Origin of the sequence: Xylanimonas sp. McL0601 (assembly GCF_049852175.1) — a bacterium.
Taxonomy (GTDB): Bacteria; Actinomycetota; Actinomycetes; order Actinomycetales; family Cellulomonadaceae; genus Xylanimonas.
On sequence record NZ_CP187527.1, the window covers coordinates 1,954,590 to 1,974,195 of the forward strand.

Annotated in this window: 13 protein-coding genes and 1 pseudogene; 7 read left to right on the plus strand and 7 right to left on the minus strand. The window is 67.1% G+C overall.

Annotated features, from left to right (window positions below):
* Positions 1-442: 442 nt before the first annotated feature.
* The 6 genes and pseudogenes from ACO4JP_RS08935 to ACO4JP_RS08960 form a co-directional block, all read left to right on the plus strand.
* Positions 443-4,864, plus strand: coding sequence for an Eco57I restriction-modification methylase domain-containing protein (locus ACO4JP_RS08935; RefSeq protein ID WP_425957079.1), 4,422 nt, complete (start codon positions 443-445; stop codon positions 4,862-4,864).
* Positions 4,865-4,917: 53 nt separating this feature from the next.
* Positions 4,918-8,385, plus strand: a complete 3,468-nt coding sequence (locus ACO4JP_RS08940; protein WP_425957017.1) for an SNF2-related protein — start codon at positions 4,918-4,920, stop codon at positions 8,383-8,385.
* Entirely contained in the window at positions 8,382-9,557 is a 1,176-nt protein-coding gene (locus ACO4JP_RS08945) for a DUF3320 domain-containing protein (RefSeq protein WP_425953341.1), read from the plus strand. The genes ACO4JP_RS08940 and ACO4JP_RS08945 overlap by 4 nt, the downstream gene beginning before the upstream one ends.
* Positions 9,558-10,051: 494 nt before the next feature.
* Positions 10,052-11,383, plus strand: a complete 1,332-nt coding sequence (locus ACO4JP_RS08950; RefSeq protein ID WP_425953343.1) for a hypothetical protein — start codon at positions 10,052-10,054, stop codon at positions 11,381-11,383.
* Between the two features lie 144 nt (positions 11,384-11,527).
* On the plus strand, positions 11,528-12,277 hold the full coding sequence (locus ACO4JP_RS08955; RefSeq protein WP_425953344.1) for a hypothetical protein: 750 nt from the start codon (positions 11,528-11,530) through the stop codon (positions 12,275-12,277).
* Between the two features lie 19 nt (positions 12,278-12,296).
* Positions 12,297-12,640: pseudogene (locus ACO4JP_RS08960) on the plus strand (transposase); the annotation flags it as partial.
* A gap of 74 nt (positions 12,641-12,714) precedes the next feature.
* Here ACO4JP_RS08960 and ACO4JP_RS08965 read toward each other — a convergent pair.
* The 7 genes from ACO4JP_RS08965 to ACO4JP_RS08995 all read right to left on the minus strand — a co-directional run bounded on the left by ACO4JP_RS08965 (position 12,715) and on the right by ACO4JP_RS08995 (position 18,585).
* The gene (locus ACO4JP_RS08965) at positions 12,715-14,004 is read right to left on the minus strand and encodes a DUF6575 domain-containing protein (protein WP_425953345.1); all 1,290 of its coding nucleotides are present in this window, start codon (positions 14,002-14,004) and stop codon (positions 12,715-12,717) included.
* Positions 14,001-14,411 carry a hypothetical protein gene (locus tag ACO4JP_RS08970; RefSeq protein WP_425953346.1) on the minus strand — a complete coding sequence of 137 codons (411 nt, stop codon included), beginning with the start codon at positions 14,409-14,411 and terminating at the stop codon, positions 14,001-14,003. The genes ACO4JP_RS08965 and ACO4JP_RS08970 overlap by 4 nt, the downstream gene beginning before the upstream one ends.
* A gap of 449 nt (positions 14,412-14,860) precedes the next feature.
* Positions 14,861-15,663 (minus strand): IS5 family transposase gene (locus tag ACO4JP_RS08975; protein ID WP_425957030.1). Its coding sequence is split into 2 segments (ribosomal slippage): positions 14,861-15,327 and positions 15,327-15,663, totalling 804 coding nucleotides; the frame shifts between segments, so codons are not numbered across the junction.
* A gap of 247 nt (positions 15,664-15,910) precedes the next feature.
* A complete protein-coding gene (locus ACO4JP_RS08980; protein WP_425957080.1) occupies positions 15,911-16,324 on the minus strand; it encodes a tyrosine-type recombinase/integrase in 414 nt (137 codons plus the stop codon).
* A complete protein-coding gene (locus ACO4JP_RS08985; protein WP_425957145.1) occupies positions 16,219-16,554 on the minus strand; it encodes a hypothetical protein in 336 nt (111 codons plus the stop codon). The genes ACO4JP_RS08980 and ACO4JP_RS08985 overlap by 106 nt, the downstream gene beginning before the upstream one ends.
* A gap of 556 nt (positions 16,555-17,110) precedes the next feature.
* The gene (locus ACO4JP_RS08990; protein ID WP_425953347.1) at positions 17,111-17,971 is read right to left on the minus strand and encodes a hypothetical protein; all 861 of its coding nucleotides are present in this window, start codon (positions 17,969-17,971) and stop codon (positions 17,111-17,113) included.
* Between the two features lie 14 nt (positions 17,972-17,985).
* On the minus strand, positions 17,986-18,585 hold the full coding sequence (locus ACO4JP_RS08995) for a papain-like cysteine protease family protein (protein WP_425953348.1): 600 nt from the start codon (positions 18,583-18,585) through the stop codon (positions 17,986-17,988).
* A 628-nt stretch (positions 18,586-19,213) separates the two neighbouring features.
* Between ACO4JP_RS08995 and ACO4JP_RS09000 the strand changes: the two genes are divergently transcribed.
* A complete protein-coding gene (locus ACO4JP_RS09000) occupies positions 19,214-19,555 on the plus strand; it encodes a TIGR02391 family protein (protein WP_425953349.1) in 342 nt (113 codons plus the stop codon).
* Positions 19,556-19,606: the final 51 nt, after the last annotated feature.

A 19,606-nucleotide genomic window follows, 5' to 3' on the forward strand; every position in this document is an offset into this window, starting at 1 on the left:
GATCCTCATCGAGCACCACCACCCCGCACCCGGCGTGACCTACGTCGGCAACGCCGGCCGCTGGCGCCGACCCGTCCCACGCCCAGAACCGTCACCGATGTCCCGATACATCAACTGTCACCGATGTCCTGATGCAGAACTGTCACCGATGTCCTGGTACATCACAGAGCCAGGTGCGGGAGCCAGTTGCCCGAGTGCCGCGGGGTCCGTGAAGTGGGCCATCTCGATCGGGACTTCGGGTTCGCCAGGGCCCTCGGACTGGGTCGACCTTCTTGAGTCGCATCGGACCGGTGGAGCCGGCAGCGTCTCCGTGGCCACTGTCGCGCGCAGCGCGCTGGTCCGGGTGAAACGTCGGCAAGAGCCGCTCAGATCCCGCCAACTCGTTCTCGACGGGCACCAACCGGCTAACGTGATCGCGACCGCAGGCTGCCGTGAGGTGCGAATGCCGGAGGGACGCAGATGTCTGAGCCATGGGTCTCCGCCGACGCCGTCGCGGCGCACCTGGGTGTCTCGAAGGACACCGTGTACGCGTGGATTGCAGACAAGGGGTTGCCCGCGCATCGGGTCGGGCGCTTGTGGAAGTTCCAGACGGCCGATGTCGACGGGTGGGTCCGCGCTGGTGGCGCGGCCTCGTCCGTCGCAGACGGCAAGGCTGACTCCTGAGTCGGCCGCGCACGCGTTGCGGCGGGTGAAGGCCCCGAAGCCAGCGGTTTGCGACGAGAAGAGGACGAGAGTGCAGTTCGATGCCGACCGGCGCGTGCCGTGGACCCAGCCTGAGGCGCCCGCGGGGATCAGCCCACAGGCGGTGTTTCTCGGCCCCGATCCTGATGGGCTCGGCAGCCTTCAGGTGGCGACGGCGGTCGCGGGGGCGGTCCCGTCGCGGGCCGCGCTTCGAGACCTGCACACGGCACGCAAGGGGCGGCGCCAAATCACCCTCGTCGTCGCTGTGACCTACGGCGACACCGCATTCCTGTTCGGCCCTGACCCGCATGCCGCGACCGTCGTACTGCCCGTCGAGGCGGCGCAGCGACAGCTTCAGTCCGCCCTGGCTGAGCCGGACGTCGACCTCGCGTCCGAGCGGCTCGCGAACTTCCGCCGTGCGTACGAGTCGACGGCACCCGGATTCACCAACGCCGGGCTGTTCGCCACACACCACGTGATGGAGAACCTCCCCAGGCGCCCGGACTGGTCGGCCCTCGGCGAGGCAGGACGGGCAATCCTGACCAAGCGGGACACCAACCTGATTCAGGCTTTGGGCTTCCGCACAACCCGCCACACCGCGGGCTCGCTTCTTCTCTCTGGTGATGGTCAGCTCCCACGTGCCGTGGCAGTCCTCATCGACGCCACCGAGCAGTTCGACCAGAGGTCAGCCCGGCTCAGCAGCTCGCCGGTCGCCTACGGTCTCGCGATCGCCCAGCAGCAGGAGATTCCGTGGCTGGTCGTCGTCCGCAAGGACCAGATCCGCCTGTACTCAGGTCGCGACGGCGTCGGCGTCGGTGCCAAGGGGCAGGCTGAGACGTTCTTCGAGATCGATCTGGCAACGATCGACGCCGAGCACGCAGCCTTGCTCCCGCTCGTGTTCTCCGCATCCGCCCTCGCCGCCGACGGAAGCACCGACCAGATCCTCGCTGACTCGGCGCGGTACGCCACCGAGCTCGGCAAGCGCCTTCGCGAGCGGGTCTACGAGGAGATCGTTCCGGCGATTGCCGTCGAGGTCGCCCACCGCCTCGCCCAGCAGGGGAGGGCACTCAATGCCGACGGCCTGTCGACTGCCTACCAGGTCACGCTGAGGATCCTCTTTCGGCTGCTCTTCCAGGCGTATGCCGAAGACCGCGGACTGCTGCCTGCTGGCCGGAACGACGGGTTCGATGCGAACTCGCTTAAGAGCCAGGGGCGCCGCCTGCTGGACGCCGGTGAGCTTGAGTTCGGTGACTCGCCCATCCTCTGGCACGACCTGAAGCAGGTGTGGCTCGCGATCGATCAGGGCCAGCCGCTCTGGCAGGTCCCGGCGTACAACGGGGGGTTGTTCGCGTCGGACCTGGTGCGCTCGCCGGACGGGGTACTCATCGCGAGCATCGAGCTGCCCGACCGCGTGCTGGCTCCTGCCCTCCGCTCGCTGCTCATTGACCGGACCGAGGACGGCACTGACGGCCTGGTCGACTTCCGGTCTCTCTCGGTTCGCGAGTTCGGAACCATCTACGAGGGACTGCTCGAGTCCTCGCTGTCGATCGCCGATCAAGACCTCACCGTTGACGACAAGGGCGTCTGGGTTCCGGCGAAGGACGGCGAGGAGGTCCACGTCGCAGCCGGCGGGGTCTACTTCCACTCGGCATCAGGCGAGCGCAAGGCGACCGGGTCGTACTTCACACCCAAGGTTGTCGTCGACCACCTCATCGAGCGGTCGATCGTCCCGGCACTGACGAAGCACCTTGCCCGGATCGAGGCGCACCTCGACGCCGGAGACGCCTCGGCCGCGGCTCGTGACTTCTTCGACTTCCGTGTGGCCGACCTCGCCATGGGATCGGGCCATTTCCTCGTCGCCGCGATCGACAAGATCGAGGCGCACATGCGCACGTTCCTGACTCGGCACACCGTCCCGGGTGTGACCGAGGAGCTCCGGCGCCTCGCGGCCGTCGCGAAAGAGGCACTCGGTACGGACGACGTCGCGAAGCTCGACGTCGACGAGATCGCTCTGCTGCGCCGCCAGATCGCAAGGCGTTGCATCTACGGCCTCGACATCAACCTCATGGCAGTGGAGTTGGCGCGGCTCGCGCTATGGATCCATACGTTCGTGCCTGGCCTGCCCATGAGCAACCTCGATCACGGACTGGTGCGCGCCAACTCGCTGACGGGAATCGGCACCATCGACGAGGCGGTCGACGCGCTCGCCAAGGTTGCCGAGACCACCCTTGAGCCCGACGAGACCAATGACGACGACGCGGACTTTGACCAGGACGTCCTCTTCGGCGACGTACAGCCCAAGCTCGACCTCGTTCGTCCCAAGCGGGCAAAGGCAAAGACGAGCGTCGGCTACAAGATCGCGATCCGCACGTTGCTGCGCGAGCACCTCGACAAGGTGACCCCGCTGCTGCGCGACGTCGCCAACGCGTCCGAAGCAACGAAGGCAGAGGTCGAGGAGGCTGCCGCGCACCTGGACGCCGCGCGCGCGGCGTCCGCGCCCATCAAGCGGTTGTTCGACGCTGCGGTCGCGGTGCGGCTCGGGCAGTGGTCGACCCACATCACCAACGAGGCCACGCTGCGCAGGCTCACCGAGGCGACGGAGCCGGGCGAGATCGTGGCACAGCTGCGGCCTGCGCACATGCCTGTGCTGTTTCCTGAGGTGTTCGTCCGGGACAATCCCGGCTTCGACGTGCTGCTCGGCAACCCGCCGTGGGAGGAGCTGCAGGTTGAGGAACCCAAGTTCTGGCTGCGGGTTCGACCAGGTTTGCTCGGCCTCAGGCCGGCAGCGCTGAGAGCGGAGATTCAGCGGCTTCGCGCCGAACGAGCGGACCTACTTCCCGAACTCGAACGGGAGACCGCCGAGGTCGCCGGCATGCGCAAGGTTCTCCTGACGGGACCGTATCCAGGGCTCGGCACTGGCGACATCGACCTCTACAACGCATTCGCCTGGCGCTTCGATCACCTGACGCGGAATGGTGGCGCCGTCGGTGTCGTCATGCCTCGCAGTCTCCTCGCGAGCGCAGGAGGGAGTCTGTGGCGGAAGTCCGTGTTCCCGAGTGCGACGGTGAACGCAACGACCCTGGTCAACCGCGGAAAGTGGGTCTTCGATCTGCCTGACGGCGATCGACTGACGATAGCGCTGTTGGCTTTCCACACCGGTCGGCCCGAAGGGACGGTGCGCATGGCCGGACCGTTCTTCTCCGAAAACGAGTTCCGGGCGGGCAGCGAGGGCGCACGCGAGCCGTTCAGCAGGTTCGCGGATGCGTCAGCGGAGGCGACGATCCCAGATTTCCCGGCGCCTTACTCGGTCAGCGTCTGGTCGTCAATCCGGAAGGCGCCACGGCTCGACGAGCGGAGGACCGGATGGGACTTCCGGCCGGTCGCTGAGTTTCACGCGACGAACGACCGGGGAACGTTCGACAGCGGGCTTGGTGCGGGCGGGGGCCGGCTCCCTGTCTTCCCGGGCCGTGGGTTCAACCTTTGGGAGCCGGCGACGGGCGAGGTCTACGCATGGGCGGATCCACAGAAGGTCGAGGATGCGCTCTTCGCGAAGCGCAGGAACCAGGTGCGGCTCGCGCGGTCGGCGTTCCATGGCCTCGCCGCACAGGTAGCCGACGACCGGAGCACGTTGCCGTTTCATCGGCCGCGGATTGCGTTCCGGGACATCGCGCGCGCGACTGACTCCCGAACGTGCATCGCGGCGCTCGTGCCACCCGAGACGATCTTGACCAACAAGGCGCCGTACCTCTTCCGGCGAGATGGCGATGCGAGCGCGGAAGCCTTCCTGCTCGGCGTGCTGAGTTCGATCCCCCTCGACTGGTACGCCCGGCGATACGTCGAGCTGGGGATGAACCTCCACATCTTCAACGGCCTCCCGGTTCCGGCCTACGACCACGAGTCGGCACGGTGTGCCCGTGTGGTGGAGGTCTCTGCGCGGCTGGCCGCGGTTGACGCGCCGTTCGGGGACTGGGCGGCCGAGGTGGGGGTCCCGGTGGGATCGGTGACGAGCTCGGTGATGAAGGACGACTTGATCGCCGAGCTTGATGCCCTCGTCGCGCTGCTCTACAGGCTCACCGAGGAGCAGGTCACCCATGTTTTTTCGACCTTCCACCGAGGCTGGGATTACCAAACCCGATTGGCAGCCGTGCTTGCGCACTTCCGAACCTGGAGGTCTCAGGCATGACGGGCCTGCCCGATTTCGCGACCAACCCACTCGATGGCGTCTTCGAGTCCACGGTGGCGGACAAAGTCAACGAGCTCCTCGCCCTCTCGCGCGCCAACAAGGTGGTTCCACCTCCCGTGGCAATCGCGACGGCGTATGTGAACCCGGCGGGGTTCGCGCTCATCGCCGACGAGCTCGAGTCGGCGCCTAGGGTTCGTCTGCTCCTCGGTGCGGAGCCGGACGCGGAGTCGGTCCGTTCCGTGAGCCTGGGTGACTCGGATGCGGAGGACCGACGGTCCGCGGCGCTGGATCGCCATCAGGCGTGGCTCGAGGCCGAACGGGACACCATGGGGTTCGCGTACACGCCGACGCAGGAGGCGCGGCGGATGGTCGAGTGGCTTGAGTCAGTCGACCCGGAGGGCGTCGCAAAGGTCGAGGTCCGTCGATACACGCATGGCTTCCTGCACGGCAAGACCTACCTGGTCCAGGATGCGGCGACGCCGGCGGCCGTGGCCGGGTCATCGAACATGACCTATGCGGGCCTGGCGTACAACGCGGAGCTCAACCTCGGAACCATGGGCGGCACCCACGCCGCCGGCAAGGTCTCCGAGTGGTTCGAGCACTATTGGGACCGCTCCGAGCCTTACGATCTCGCGGGACTCTATGGCCACATGTGGGACCCCCACGCGCCATGGACCATCTACCTGCGGATGTTGTGGGAACTCTATGGCTCGGCGATCGCCGAGGAAGCGCCCAATTCCCGCACCTTGCTTGCGTTGACGCAGTTCCAGGCAGACGGTGTCGCGCGGATGGAGCGTTTGCTCGACGAGAACGGGGGAGTCCTCGTGGCCGACGAGGTCGGCCTCGGCAAGACGTACCTCGCGGGTGAGGTCATCGCGCGGGCGTCGGCGAACCGTCAGCGGGTCCTCATCGTCGCGCCCGCCGCACTCGTGACGTCGATGTGGACGCCGTTCCTCGACGATCCGAGGTTCTCGCGCTGGGTCGACGTGTACTCCTACGAGAAAGTGCGCAACCAGGTCGACCCGGCGATGTCGACCTACGATGCGGCGTTCGCGGCGAAGATGGACGACTACTCGCTCATCGTCGTCGACGAGGCGCACAACCTCCGCAACGCCGGGGCTCAGCGCTCGGCAGCGATCGACTCGGTGATAGCGGCCGGCGCGAGCCCGAAGAAGGTCGTGCTTCTCACCGCGACGCCCGTCAACAACTCGCTGGCCGACCTTGAGACGCTTATCAAGTACTTCATTCGCGACGACGCGCGGTTCGCGGGCATCGGGATCCCGTCGATCAAGAAGTACATCAAGACTGCGCAGGAAGTGGATCCGGCGAACCTCACCCCGGAGCACCTCTTCGACCTGATGGATCAGGTCGCGGTCCGCCGCACCCGGAAGTTCGTCAAAGAGCACTATCCCAACGAGACGATCACGGGCCCGAACGGAAAGCCGACGACGCTGCGGTTCCCTCAGGCGGATCCGAGGCGGATCGACTATCCGATCGACGACGCGGGCGTGGCCCTGATCGACGACGTGGTCTATGCGCTGGACGACCCGAACGACCCCCATCGGCCCAACGCGTGGGTCGAGCGAGTCACCGACCCGGACCGGCTCATGCTCGCCCGGTACCTGTCGAGCGGGTACACGCTCGACCACGATCTGGAGAACTACCAGATCACGAACGCCGGTCTATTGCGCTCGGGTCTGCTCAAGCGGCTCGAGTCGAGCCCCGAGGCGCTCGAGGCATCGCTGGAGCGCATGATCGGATCCCACGAAGCCTTCCTCACGGCCCTCGCGGGAGGTTTCGTCCTCACCGGAGAGGCACTTGCGGACTGGACGTCGTCGGACAGCGACGACCTCGTCGCCTTCGTCGAGGCGCTGGACGTGGACGACCGACCCGCGGCGGCGTCGGGGTACCACCTCGCTGAGCTGACTGCCGACGTTACGTCCGACATCGAGCTCCTGCGGCGCCTGCACGCGCTGGCACGGAGCGTCGTAGCATCGAGCGAGCGCAAGACGACAGAGCTCACCGCCGCCATCGCCGCTGGTGTCGACGCCGTCGACCCGACAGATGCACGGCTGATGTCCAAGGTCGGCGCCCTCGTCGTCGAGCTGGCACGCATCGCCGAGGACGCTCGTCGGGTCGACCCACGAGGTGTCTCGGGCCGTGACCGCCGCAAGGTCGTGATCTTCTCCGCGTTCGCGGACACCGTGATCCCGATCCATGACGCCGTGGTCGCCGCGGTCAACGCCGCCTCTTCGGGTTCCGCCCTGTCGGACTATCAGGGGCGTGTTGCCGAGCCGATCATGGGCGCCTATGCCAAGACCCTCGCACGCGGCGCCACTGGTGGTGTCGATCAGGGCGGGCGCGCGACCGTCATCGGCAGCTTCGCACCGGAGACCGCGAGCGAGCGCAGCACGGACGGCACCCCGGTCCATAGCGACCTGTACGACATCCTCTTCACGACCGACGTGCTCGCTGAGGGCGTCAACCTGCAGCAGGCAGGACAGATGATCAACTACGACCTGCCGTGGAACCCGATGCGCATCGTGCAACGGCACGGCCGCGTCGACCGCATCGGATCCAAGCACGACTACGTCCGCCTCGGGCTCTTCTTCCCCGCCCAGCGCCTCGACACAATGCTCCGCCTCGAGGAGACCATCGACCGCAAGCTGGCGCTGGCAGACGCCGCCGTCGGTGTCGGGGACCTCCTTCCAGGCCGGCGACCGGGGAAGGAGATCAACCTCACCGACGACGCCGCGATGGACCAGTTCGCGCAGCTGCTGGACAACGGCGGCTCGTCGGCCTCGCTGTCGGGCGAGGAGTACCGCCGGCGGCTGTACGACGCGGTCCAGGTCGATGCCGCGACGAAGTCCGACGTCCTCGCGCTCCCGTACGGCTCGGGCGCAGGTTTCGTCAGCGCCGGTGTGCGCGGCAACGGCTTTGTGTTCTGCGTGCGCATCGGCGCCGAGGAAAAGCCATGGTTCCGTTACGTCGCAGCCGACGAGCGCTGGAACGTGCGCCGGAGTGAGGACGGCGTTCCGGTCGTCTCCTCCGACACCCTCATCTCGCTGCGCGTCGCGGATCCCGAGTCACCGGCGAGAGAGCGCTGGCTCACCGAGGAGGTGTACGCCCAGGCGTTCCCCGCGTGGGACGCGGCCCGTGAAGACGTCTTCGCCACATGGACGGCGATGACGGACCCCAACGCTTTCGAGCCGGACGTTCCGGCGGCCTTCCGCGACGCCACCGACGTCGTTCGCAGCCACGGGCGATACCTCGAGCGCGAGGCAAAGACCGACCTGCTGCGGCGGCTACGCAGCGTGCCACCCGTCAAGGTCGAACGTGCGGTGCGCCGCGCGCTCACCGAGGGGCGAACCGCCGAGGAGCAGATCACGAAGGTGACCGAGGCGCTCAACGCGGCTGGCATCATCGCGGCGCCGCCCCGCGAGCCACTTCCTCCCGTCGAGAAGCACGAAGTCCGGCTCGTCGCGTGGATGGCGATCAAGGGGGAGCTGGGAACCGCATGACGTTCGACGCACGGCACTCGATCGACGCGGGCTTTATCCACCTCGCTGCGCGGCTGGATCCGATCATCACGAACCGGTTGGCCGCCGTCCTCGGTGGGCTGCCGTGGACGGCTGTACTCGAGCAGCTCGACGTCGCGAAAGGCAAGGCGCCCGGCCATTACATTGCGTCGGATCCGCAGGCCCAGCTCCGGGTACTGACCGAGCGCCTCGGGGCCGTCGGGTTCCCTTTCGACGACAAGGCGCGATCGGTGAGCACGCTCGGGAGCGAACTGCGGATCGTCCGGAACCAGCTCTCGCACTTCGACGAACTGGGGACGCTCGACGCGATCCGGATGCACGACTTCGCGCACCGCCTGCTCTCGCGGCTCGCGGATCCCAAGGGTGCCCAGGCCGCTGCAACCGCGCGCGACGAGGCGATGGGGGCGTATGCGCGCGAGCAAGGCCTTGCCGCTGCACCGGCAGCGGCGCTCCCGGCACCCACCGCGGAACTCGCGGCGCCGCTGTTCTATGGCACCGAGGTGCCTGCCGATGCGGGCAGCACCGACGGAGCGGCCGCGGCGCCGGTCGTAAGCCCGGATGCCAGCGTCCTCATCCGCGAGACGGGCGCAGCGACCCCCATGGTCGGGGCGGAGCGCACTGCATTCCAGCCTTGGTCCGTCGTCATCGTCGGAGCCGTCGACGTCCTGGACGACCTCCCGAAGAAGCGCGCGAAGGAGAAGGTGCGTGCCGTCGCTGCCGAGATTGCCGAGTTCGAGGGGCCGATCCACATCGACCGGCTGGCGTCACTGACAGCCGCATCGTTCGGACTGCGCAGGCTGGCGGCGAAGCGCCGCTTGCAGCTCGTCCGGCACATCAAGGCGACGGGCTTGCGCGTCAGTCCGCGCGGTTTCGTCTGGCCGACCGGCCTGGACCACGAGACCTGGACCGAGTTCCGGCCGAACGACAGCACCGTCGACCGGCCATTTACGCAGATCAGCCCCGTCGAAATTGCGAACGCGATGAGGGTCATCGAAGATTCGAGCCCGTCGATGAGCGCGGATGAGATCGACTATGCAGTGCTGCGCACATTCGGGAAGTCGCGCCGGACTGCCAGTATCGTCGCCCACCTCGCGGTGGCCCGTTCGCTCATGAGGTCGCCGACCGGAAGTTGTCCGCCTACTTCACTACGTTGACCCAGGTCTGGCTGCTCTCAGCCAGACGGGTACAGCGCCGGGAACGTGTCGCATCCACGGACTGCCTGCTGGCCTAATTGCTGGCCTACGGGGCCGTCCAGGGACGAACGCCAGTGAACGCGGAGGGCCGGATTCTCGCGCCCGGGGCCGTGCGAAGGGTGCGGTTGAGCGCGACTGAGTCGCTTCACACTGAAGAGGTCACTGGTTCGAACCCCTATCGCCCACATCGTGCGAGAGGCCCTCTGACCGGCGGAAACGCTGAAAGTAAGGGGCCTTTCGCTTTGTCCCCGGGGTGACCTCTTCGTGGCCGTGGGGGCTTATGGCGGGGGCTCACTGGCAGGGGCGACCCCTTCGTAGCCCGGGGCTGCGTGTAGATGGCGTGGGCACGGGCCTCTCGAGGTGCCGCGAGACTACTTCGTACGCTGTGGCGGGTTCAGCGGGTGAGATGCCGCCGTACTGACGAGCAAGAACGCACCGGCCGATAGTGTGGCGGCGTGATCATGCGCCATCACCTCAAGTGCTACGGCTGTGAGGGACTATTCACCGTTCGCTTGGGTACGGAGCCGACGAAGGGAACGCGGTTCTACATACCCTGCCCGCTGTGCGGCTACCCGAACAAGGGCTTGATGTCGGGCATGGAGTTGGAGGACCACCGGCTCGATCTCGAATGCGAGTTGGCGAACGGGCCGGACCCGGAGATCTCTGGCGCGCCTGTCATCACGGTGAACCCGTTCGTGCCATCGCGATACGACGCCGACTCGCTCGCCTCCGAGGCGGTGTCCGTCGGGATGTTCCCGACGATGACGGTGCTCCAGTTGCTCGGCGATGAAGTGTACGAGGCTTTCCAGACCGAACGGCACGAGGCCATCGAGGCTGGCCGGTCCGCCTGGCCGGAGGTCCGGAAGCTCTTCCGGTTCTACCTGCTGGGCAACGACCAGATGTTCACGCGCATCGCCAACGAGAAGTTCGGACTCGAGTGGGAGCCGACGACCGCCCACGAGCGGACGACCGTCGCGTACCAGGCGCTGGGGATTGTGACGACGACGATCACGGGAACCACCGGGACCTCCGCTGAGGGCGTCATCCGCCGCTTCGGGATGAAGCACACGGCAGCAATGAAGCGGGACGACTCGCATCTCATGGCCTTCCGGAGCCGGGGGCAGCTGACGGCGGCGACGGAGAGGGACCTCTTCACCGAGATCGACCGCTTCGTGGACCAGCATGAGTCGTGGGAGCTGGGCCTTCTGTCCAGGTTCGTTGGGCCGGAGGCAAAGTCCGAACTCGAGGAGCTGGTCCTCTACCGAGACGAGTTCGCGACGGTACGGGACCTGTACCAGCAAGGGTTCGAGCTCGCGTGCAAGTGTCTCTGGCCGCTCGTCGCCGCGCAGAACACGCTGAAGCGAAGCAGCCCGGATGACTTCGGCGACGCGCACCCGGACAGCGTGCCCGAGAAGCTGCGCCCCACGAACCTCAAGAAGTTCGACGGACTGGCCAACGCGTACAAGCTCGCGTACGTCACACAGGTCCCGGGCTGGGAGTCTTTTGCCGACCTCCTCAACAACCGTCGCCGCAACACCATCGGGCATGCGATGGCGCATCACGACCTCCGCACCGGCCGCGTCACGAGCGACAAGGACCCAGACGGGATGACCTACCTGGAGTTCCTCGGCGAGACGCTCGGCGTTTTCGAGGCGCTCTCGACGCTCGCCCAGGTGCTCCGGGCCGTCCGCGTCGCTTCTTCTCCGGACTTCAACGTCCCCTACGACTGGAAGCCCGGCATGACGCCGCCTGCGGACGCGCAGACGGCCCCTCGCCGGCGCGGGTAGAAGATGACATATCCAGTCGCTCGCCTCCGCGCCTTCGACCGCGAGCTCCTCCGCGAGGATCGAGCTGGCCGACCGAGATACCTCGAGCAAGAGCCCGAATGCTGGATGTGTCCGGCGCGAGGAGTACAGAGCACTCGCGAGCACGTGTTCGGACGCTGGATCAAGAAGCATCTACCGCCCGAGAAGCTGGTCTTCACTCCCCACCGCGCAGGTCCATTCGGGCTCGACCGCAGCGACGTCCGTGGACCAATGCCGCTCGATGCGCTCCAGGTCGGGCGTGTCTGCGCATGCTGCAACAACGGCTGGATGTCGAATCTCGAGGACGACGCAGAGCGGATCCTGTTCGGTGCTGACCGTGATCTCGGGGCCGGCGACGCACACCGATTGGCCCATTGGGCGGTGAAGACGGCCGTCGTGATCAACCTGTCCCAGCCCTCGCCGCTGATCTGGGCTGAGGCAGACCGCCACCGTGTCCAGTCGGGACCGTTCAGTCGTACCGCCGTCTCGGTGCTCAGAGTGGACGGCGCCGATATCGATTGGGCGCAAGGGGAAGGGAGCTCATGGCTCACCGATGGCAGCGGCCCGACGGTGACCGCCGCACTCGGGGCTATGGTCACGACCGCCAGGATCAGGCTCAACGACATCGTCCTGGTCGTCGCCCACCTGCCGTGGCAGATGGCAGCTTGCTCCGTCTCCCTGCCGGGCCACATGATCTGGGACGGCCGAAGCGCGCACCCAGTTTCGCTAGACGCATTGCCCCTGGCATCCAGCTTGTACGAGGGGTCCATTCACATCGACGGAACGGTGGCGACGTCGTTCTGGGCGCAGCCAGCGCTCGACTTCTGGCGGTCCGCTATTCGAGTGACCGAGGTCATCACTTCGTCAGCCGGCTAGCGTATCTCCCAACTCTGAGATGAGGTGGGCGGCACGACTCCCTGTCGTGAGTCGGTTCCAGGTCCTGACGGACGAGCAGTGGGAGTGGATCGAGCCGTTGCTGCCGCCGTTGAACGCGGGCAAGGTCGGTCGCCTTCGGTGGCCACCGCGCGGTGGTCGAGGGCATCGCCTACCGGTATCGGACGGGATCCCCTGGCGTGACCGGCCCGTGAAGCGTTCGGTCCGTGGCAGACGGCGTGGAAGCGGCACAAGAAGTTCGCTGAGGACGACACCAGGGACCGCGTCCTGGCGCGCTTGATGGCCGAGGCCGATGCTGTCGGGCAGATCGACTGGACCGTGACGGTGGACTCGACGATCAACCGGGGGTCATAGCGCCTGCCGCTCGGGGCTCGGCTCTGTGCGTTCCTCGTCATGACGAAACGCTACCCGTCGCGGAGTCAGACGGTTCGGGGGCCCTCGTCGCCACCATCTTGCTGGTCGACGGTGTCGCCAACGCCTAGGTCGTCAGCCACCGGAGTCCGCTGCGCAATGCGCACCAGTGTGTACGTAGCGCCGCCTTCCTCCTCGCTGGCGCTGAAGTCAAGATGCTCCAGTAGATCTGCCTCCACCCATGCGTGCATGCCCACGCGAAGCCCATCAACTTGCTCCCGGGCTTCGGGCGCGACCTTGCCAGACACACGCCTGGCTCGGACTGCGTCATATAGGTCGAAAGTGCCGGTGCGCGCGTTGGCGCCATAGAGGACGCCGCGCGGCACCGCGACTGGGTTCACGACGTCTTCGAGCGCATCAATGCGGGCAACTGCCGAGTCGACTTCGTCGGCACGCAGGCGCGCTGCGGTGGCCCTCTTGCCCTGCGGGCTTAGCACCACTCCAAGTCCGCTGTTTGCCTGCTGAACAGCCCGCAGGAGTCCGACAACGCGTGCCCGTGCCACTGAGCCGTAGTGCTCGCGAAGCTCCGCGATCAGTGCATCCGGTTGATGGCCGAGTTCCACAAGGCCAACTAGCCGGGCGAGCGTGGCCTCGACCGAGTCGGCGTGCTCCAACAGACGTCCGCGCTTGTCAGTGCCAAGTACGACTGCGAAGGACGCGGCCCGCAGTTCAAGCACGTTCATCTGGACTTCGTCAGTCGCACGCATAGAGGCGACGCCCCGGCTGTTGCGGCGCCCCGCTTCCTCCTTCGCCAGCGCGTCGAGCGAGTCCTGGAAGCGGGTGCCAATCTGCCCCAGGCTCCGGAGTGAGAACTCTGTGAGGTTCTGGCTCTCCGCATCGAGTTCCAGCGCAGCTATGGTCCGCAGCGACGAAGTCGCCTCGGCCTCAAGTTGGCTCAGGTCGAGGGCTGGGACGGTGGGAGTTGGCAGGTTGAGCCGCGCCGAGTCGGTAGGAAGGTCCTCATCGGAGATTTCCTGGAAGCGCACGGCGCCCGCGTCGGCATAGGGCAGGCCACCGCCGTAGTGCTCGACGACCCGCCAGATCGACCACGGCTCGGCGGCCTCGAATGCCTCGCGCAAGCCGATTGAGCCAGACCGCACCTGCTGGAACCGCTGTGGCGACAGCACGAGGTAGAGGAAGTCGACCGTGTCGTCGTCCTCATCGGTGCAGAACGCGAGCAATCGGACGTCGAGGGACAGCGAACGGAGGGCGAAGAAGCGCGGGCCGTCGTGCTCGAAGTAGACCTCGATCCGCTCAAGCGGGCCGTATGGGAGCGCATCGGAGACGTCAAGCGTCATGCTGCCGACCTCCCATCCACCAGGACCTCGTGAGGCGGTACGAAGTCGTCCTCGGACGGCCACCAGTCGTGGTGGCTCGGTCCGACCTCGCCCGGCGTCTGCATGATGCGGCCCATCCCGGTGGACAGGTGGAGACGCGAAATCGACTTCTTTCGCGCGAACCCCAGGATCTCGCGCGCGTTAATCAGATCTTGCATGTCGGCACAGACAGAGACGGCGTACCCGCCGCAGTAGTCGGTCCGGCCGAACGCCGCGCTCTTCCTGGTGTGCAGCGGTAGCCGGAAGTCACTCACGTCGAGCGTGTCGCCGACGCGGGCGTTCGTCCGGGTCAGTCGGTAGAACGGCCCGTCTGCCAACGAACTGCCCGTGGGAGGGCATCCTTCGGGGAGTCGGCCGTCCGTCGCCATGCCGTGAGGCTAACAGCGGCAAACCGGGCACCATTGCCCGAGGCGCCAAGCCGCGCCCGTTTCACCCGCTCGATGGGTCAGAGGGTCCGGAGTCTCGCGCGCTTCCCCAGGTCGCGAACGGCGCTGCTGGCCGTCGGGACGAAGAAGGACAACAACTAGCGGCGCCTTCCTGCGGTTCCTCGCCAGGATGGGCTTGGCCCCTGGGGGCTTAACTGAGGGTTGATACCCCTGGTCTTGGGCGGACGCCCGCGAACGCCAACGGCTGGCAATCCGCCAATCAGGGGGTGTCTCTGCACCTCAGAGTTCATTCACACCGAAGAGGTCACTGGTTCGAACCCAGTATCGCCCACCCGAGAAGAGGCCCTCTGACCAGCGGAAACGCTAAGGTCGGAGGGCCTTTTGCTTTGCCCGGAGCGGCCCGCAGGGGCGCTGGGGGCTTAGAGGTTGTCTCACGTGGCGGCCTGGAGCTTCTTGAATGCCGTGATGGTGGCACCGAGGGCGACGAAGGCGGCGTAGAGCTTGCCGTGGCGTTCGTAGCGGATGGTCAGGCGGCGGTAGCCGGTGAGCCAGGCCAGGGTGCGTTCGACCTTCCAGCGGTGACGGCCGAGGCGTTCGGAGGAGTCGATGCCGCGGCGGGCGATCTTCGGGATGATGCCGCGCTGACGCAGGAAGGTGCGCAGGTGGTCGTAGTCGTAGCCCTTGTCGGCGCGCAGCTTGTCCGGCCGGCGCCGGCGCGGGCCGCGCCGGGATCGCAGCGGCGGGATGCCGCGGACCATCGGCTCGGCCGCTTGGGAGTCGTGCAGGTTGGCCGCCGAGACGCCGACGACCAGCGGCAGTCCGTTCGCGTCGGTGATGACGTGGATCTTGGAGCCCTTCTTGCCCCGGTCGACCGGGCTGGGCCCGGTCAGCGAGCCCCCCTTTTGGCCCGGACGCTCGCGGCGTCCAGGATCACCGAGCTCCAGTCCACCATCCCAGCCGCCCCACACCGGTCCAGGACCCGCCGCTGCACGCGGGCGAACACCCCGGCCCGGGCCCAGTCCGTAAATCGGCGGTGCGCCGTGGCCGGCGAGACCCCGAACGAGCCCGGCAGCATCCGCCACGCGCAGCCGCTGGTCAGCACGTACACGATCGCGGTGAACACCGCCCGCGCGTCCACCGGCGCTGTCCCGCCGCCCTGCGGACGCGGCTCGAAGGCGGGCAGGTCGGGTTCGACAAGCTCCCACAGCTCGTCCGGGACCAGCCGCAACGACAACGGATCGCTCACGCCCCCGGATCATGCCGCCCCAAGCATCGCGAACCGGGCAAACACGCCGAACCAGGGTGAACCACGTGAGACATCCTCTTAACTGGGGGCTTACCGATCTGACCGACTGTGGTCCCCAGCGGACGTCGGCGGATGGATGGCGCTGGTGCTGCTGCTGGTTCGGCGGGACCTCTGAGCATGACATCGCCCGACCGTCCTCGTGTGGGACGAGCGGGCGGGTCGATGGCGTGTGTGATCAGTCGTGCTCTGGTGGCGGGGGATCGCCGGACCGGTTGGCGTCGCCCGGGAGTCTGAAGAGTGGGTCCATGTGCCAGTCGGGGGCGACCTCCGCAACGCTGGCGAACTGGTTCATGAAGGTCGCGCCTTCGCGCAGGACGGGTCGCAACTCGTGCCGGTAGACGCGTTCGGTCGTGGATGTGTCGGAGTGTCCGACGACATGGGCGATGTGCTCGACCGCGGCTCCGCCAGCGGACATGAGCGAGACGAACGAATGCCGTAACTCCCGCTGGGTCCAGTCGTTGGGATCGACGGACGGCAGGAGCTTCAGGGCCGACCGGAAAGCGCGTCGAACGTTCGCAGCGTCCAGCGGTGTGCCGACAGTCGTCGTGAAGACGAACGCTGTCTCCTTCCAGGCGTCGCCGGCCGCGATCCTGTCGGCTCCTGTTCGCGGCGCCGACGACGCGGCGCCTGGGCGGCGACGTCTGGGATGGCGAGCGTGCGTCGGGACTTCTTGGTCTTCGTGTCGCCGGACTTGCGCACCGACCGCCAAACGTGAACGACGGGCGGATCCGCGTCGAGACTGACGTGGTCCCACCTCAGCGTGCGCATCTCCTCGGTTCGGATGCCGACCAGCATGGACACCGCGATGTACGGGTACATCGGGTGGCTCTTGGTCAGGGGTGAGCACGTCGAGAGCTTGCTTCTCGGTCAACGACTTCGACCGTCGCCCGGCGGTACGAGGAGGTCACGATCCAGGGCCCACCGCATCCGCTTCGCCACCGTCGACCTGACCGCGCCCGTCGCAGTTCACGGACGGGTTCCTCGGGGCGATCTCGGCGAAGCCCGGGCTCACCGGATCGCGCGGCGGCAGTTGATCGATGGCGCGAATCAGCAGCAGCCCAACTGGTCGCCCCCCGCGGCGCGGCCCGGCATTGTGCTGGCCTGACATGGACGTTCGTGGGTGTCGACCTTGGCCTGAGCGTTGACGGACCAGGTGTTGGAACCCAGAAGCTGCCGCTTCCATGTCGTACGTGAGGGCGTACGTCGTGCTGGTCAGGGGTGCGTTGTCGCTCAGGTCAACCGGTCGCGCGAACGGCATGTATGACCACGACCGGCTCGACGGGCGCGGAGTGCACCGGAGCGACGGACCGCCGACCCGTCAGAGCCGGTGGCCAGCGTTGGCCGGCGATCGGCTCTGACGGGTTGCTCGGCTCGGTCAGAGCGACGATGAGGACGTACGCCTGCGACGCACCTCGCGCACCAAGAGGTACCCCGCACCGAGCGTCAGCAGCGCCCCGGCGATGACGCCGGGGGTGCTCACGGTCGGGCGCTTCGTCGTTCCGGCCGGCGGAGCGCCGGTGATGAACGATCCAGGGTTCCCCAGCAGGTCGTCTCCCGGATGGATCTGGCCGGAGTCGATGGCTGCCTGGTACTCCTTGTCGTACTCGGCGGCTCGCGCGGCCATCTGCTTGGCCTTGACGTCCCGGAACGTCTCGACCGGCATCGCGCCGGTGCCGATGATGGACCGGGCCACCTCGTTGAGCGGTCGGACCTGCATGAGGTTGTTGGACACCTCGTACAGGTCGCCGTCGGGTCCGCCGGAGGCGAGCATCTCGCTCGGCCTGACGTGGACCATGTCCTTGATGTCCTCGAACGGCCAGCCGAGCTGGACGAACTCCCCGCTCTCGTCGACGACGAGGACGTTCGAGGCGGCACCGTCGACATACTGCACGGCCGCGTAGCTGACGACGGAGAAGTCCTCCGGCGACAGCGCCTTTGCGGTCGAGCCCGGGACAGGCTCGAGGAAGACGTACCTGACCGGGTCGCCGAACGTCGTTCCTGCCACCTTCTTCGCTGCCGCTGCCGAGCGGTTCGCCGTGCCGTCGGGGTTGGTCTGGTCGAGGTTGGCGACGTTCTTGGCGCCCGTTCCGCCGTGCACGCTGTCCTCGACGGTCTGCGGGATCGCCGGGTTGGCGTTCCAGTCCGGCGACGGCGCCGCCAGAGCCGGTGCCCCGACACCAGCGACGAGCAGGCCCGCTCCCAGCGAGACGGCCGCGGCGGTGAGTGCTCGCTTCATGAGTCGCGCCCCCGTCAGTTGTACCCCACAGCCCAGCTCGGGGTGTACAGCGCCGGCCAGCCGCCGGTATCGCTCGTGAACGAGCTGTAGCTGATCCATGTCCCGGACACGCTTGTCGTGTCGATCTTCGTGACATAGATCTGGTCGCTCGTGTTGCTCCCGATCAGCGGCATCGCGTGCCCACCTCCCGAGGCCCAGAAGATGGACCCGATGATCCCCCGGCCCGCAACGGTCTCGTTGCGAATCGTCGTCATGGACGGAACGGACCCGAAGTACTTGTACGACAGGCCCGACGCACTCATCGCGTACTCGATGTTGGCGGCGGTTCCACCGGAGTTGGCGCACGTGGCGTACGGGCGCTGCTGCAGTCCGTTGTGCGCGATCGTGCACTCGTCCGGCGAGTTGCCGGTCTTCTTCTGGATCATCGACTTCGTCGCCGCGGCCCAGCACCAATTCGACTCCTGCTGGCTATACTGCGTCCACGCACCCCACACCGACGCATGCAGGGCGTAGGTCGCCGCGGCGGCCGGGCCGGCCGAGCCTATGAGCACCGCCAGCCCCACCGCGAGCGCGGCGCTCAGGGCCGCGATCCGCGACGGATGTCTGCCTTTCAAGATGTCAACGTCCTCGTTGCGAACGAATGGCGCGCGATACACCGAATGACGTGCGTGGTGTGGCGTGCGTGCCCCGTGTGATTCCCTGTCTCTCTTGGCGACACCTCGACAATGGGGAGTCGCGATTGTTGGAGTGCACAGCCGCGCTTCGGACAACACGGTCGCGCTTCGGACAACACGGCCGTGTTCTGCAGAGCACAGCCGTTCTTCCTGGCCGCAGGAGGGACGCTAGCGAGGCCGTTTGGCTATGTCAACGCGAAATGGCCACACGGGCGCCGCGTTCGGGATCACCGGGTACTTCGCCGGCTTTGATCTCGGGTTCTGATCGTCGATGCCCGACGGCGTCGCAGGCTGCGTCGGCTGGCCCTCATCCCGGCGATCGCCGTCGTCGCGACGCGACTTCGTGACGCGGTGGAAGAGTTCGAGCGCGCATTCGAGGCGTGGATGGAGACGCAGGGCGAGTCGGACCACTTGGAGTCGCGTGGCTTGTTCCCCACCGTGTGGGCGCGCGAGGACCAGGACCCGGTCGAGGTTCAGAGGCGCGAGCTTGAGGTGTCGAGGGCGGCTGGGCTCGCTGCGAAGGCGGCCGCCCTCACGGGCGCGCACATTCGCGGTGCAGGGCCATGGTGTGCTCGACCCGATCGCTAACTGGTTCACGATGTCGAACCCGAAGGCCTTGTTTTCCCCAAGGGACATTCCAGCTACCGCTGCGACCGTCAAGAGGCGCCTCGACGGCCTGCTCCTCGAGACCCAAGCGAGCGCAAACTCAGAGGTGCCGCCCTTCTCGCCTGCACGCATGCACCCCGTCGTGTGGACAGCCGCGGCGACCCACTGGACTACGCACCAGTACCGCGTGGCCGTGCGAGAAGCTGCCGAGGCTCTGAACGTGGAGTGGAAGACACGACTCGGCCGTCATGACGTCGACGACACGTCCTTCTGGCAACAGACACTCTCCGGTTTCGCACCGTGATTCCCGGCGCCCGCAGGCGCCGTCGCGCTGCGACAAGCGATCCGCTCGGTC

Excerpts from the sequence above, each read along its gene's own strand:
- ACO4JP_RS08935 (WP_425957079.1), top strand. The coding sequence starts at position 443 with ATGCCGGAGGGACGCAGATGTCTGAGCCATGGGTCTCCGCCGACGCCG.
- ACO4JP_RS08945 (WP_425953341.1), top strand. The coding sequence starts at position 8,382 with ATGACGTTCGACGCACGGCACTCGATCGACGCGGGCTTTATCCACCTC.
- ACO4JP_RS08965 (WP_425953345.1), bottom strand. The coding sequence starts at position 14,004 with ATGACGCTTGACGTCTCCGATGCGCTCCCATACGGCCCGCTTGAGCGG.
- ACO4JP_RS08970 (WP_425953346.1), bottom strand. The coding sequence starts at position 14,411 with ATGGCGACGGACGGCCGACTCCCCGAAGGATGCCCTCCCACGGGCAGT.
- ACO4JP_RS08985 (WP_425957145.1), bottom strand. The coding sequence starts at position 16,554 with ATGTACCCGTACATCGCGGTGTCCATGCTGGTCGGCATCCGAACCGAG.
- ACO4JP_RS08990 (WP_425953347.1), bottom strand. The coding sequence starts at position 17,971 with ATGAAGCGAGCACTCACCGCCGCGGCCGTCTCGCTGGGAGCGGGCCTG.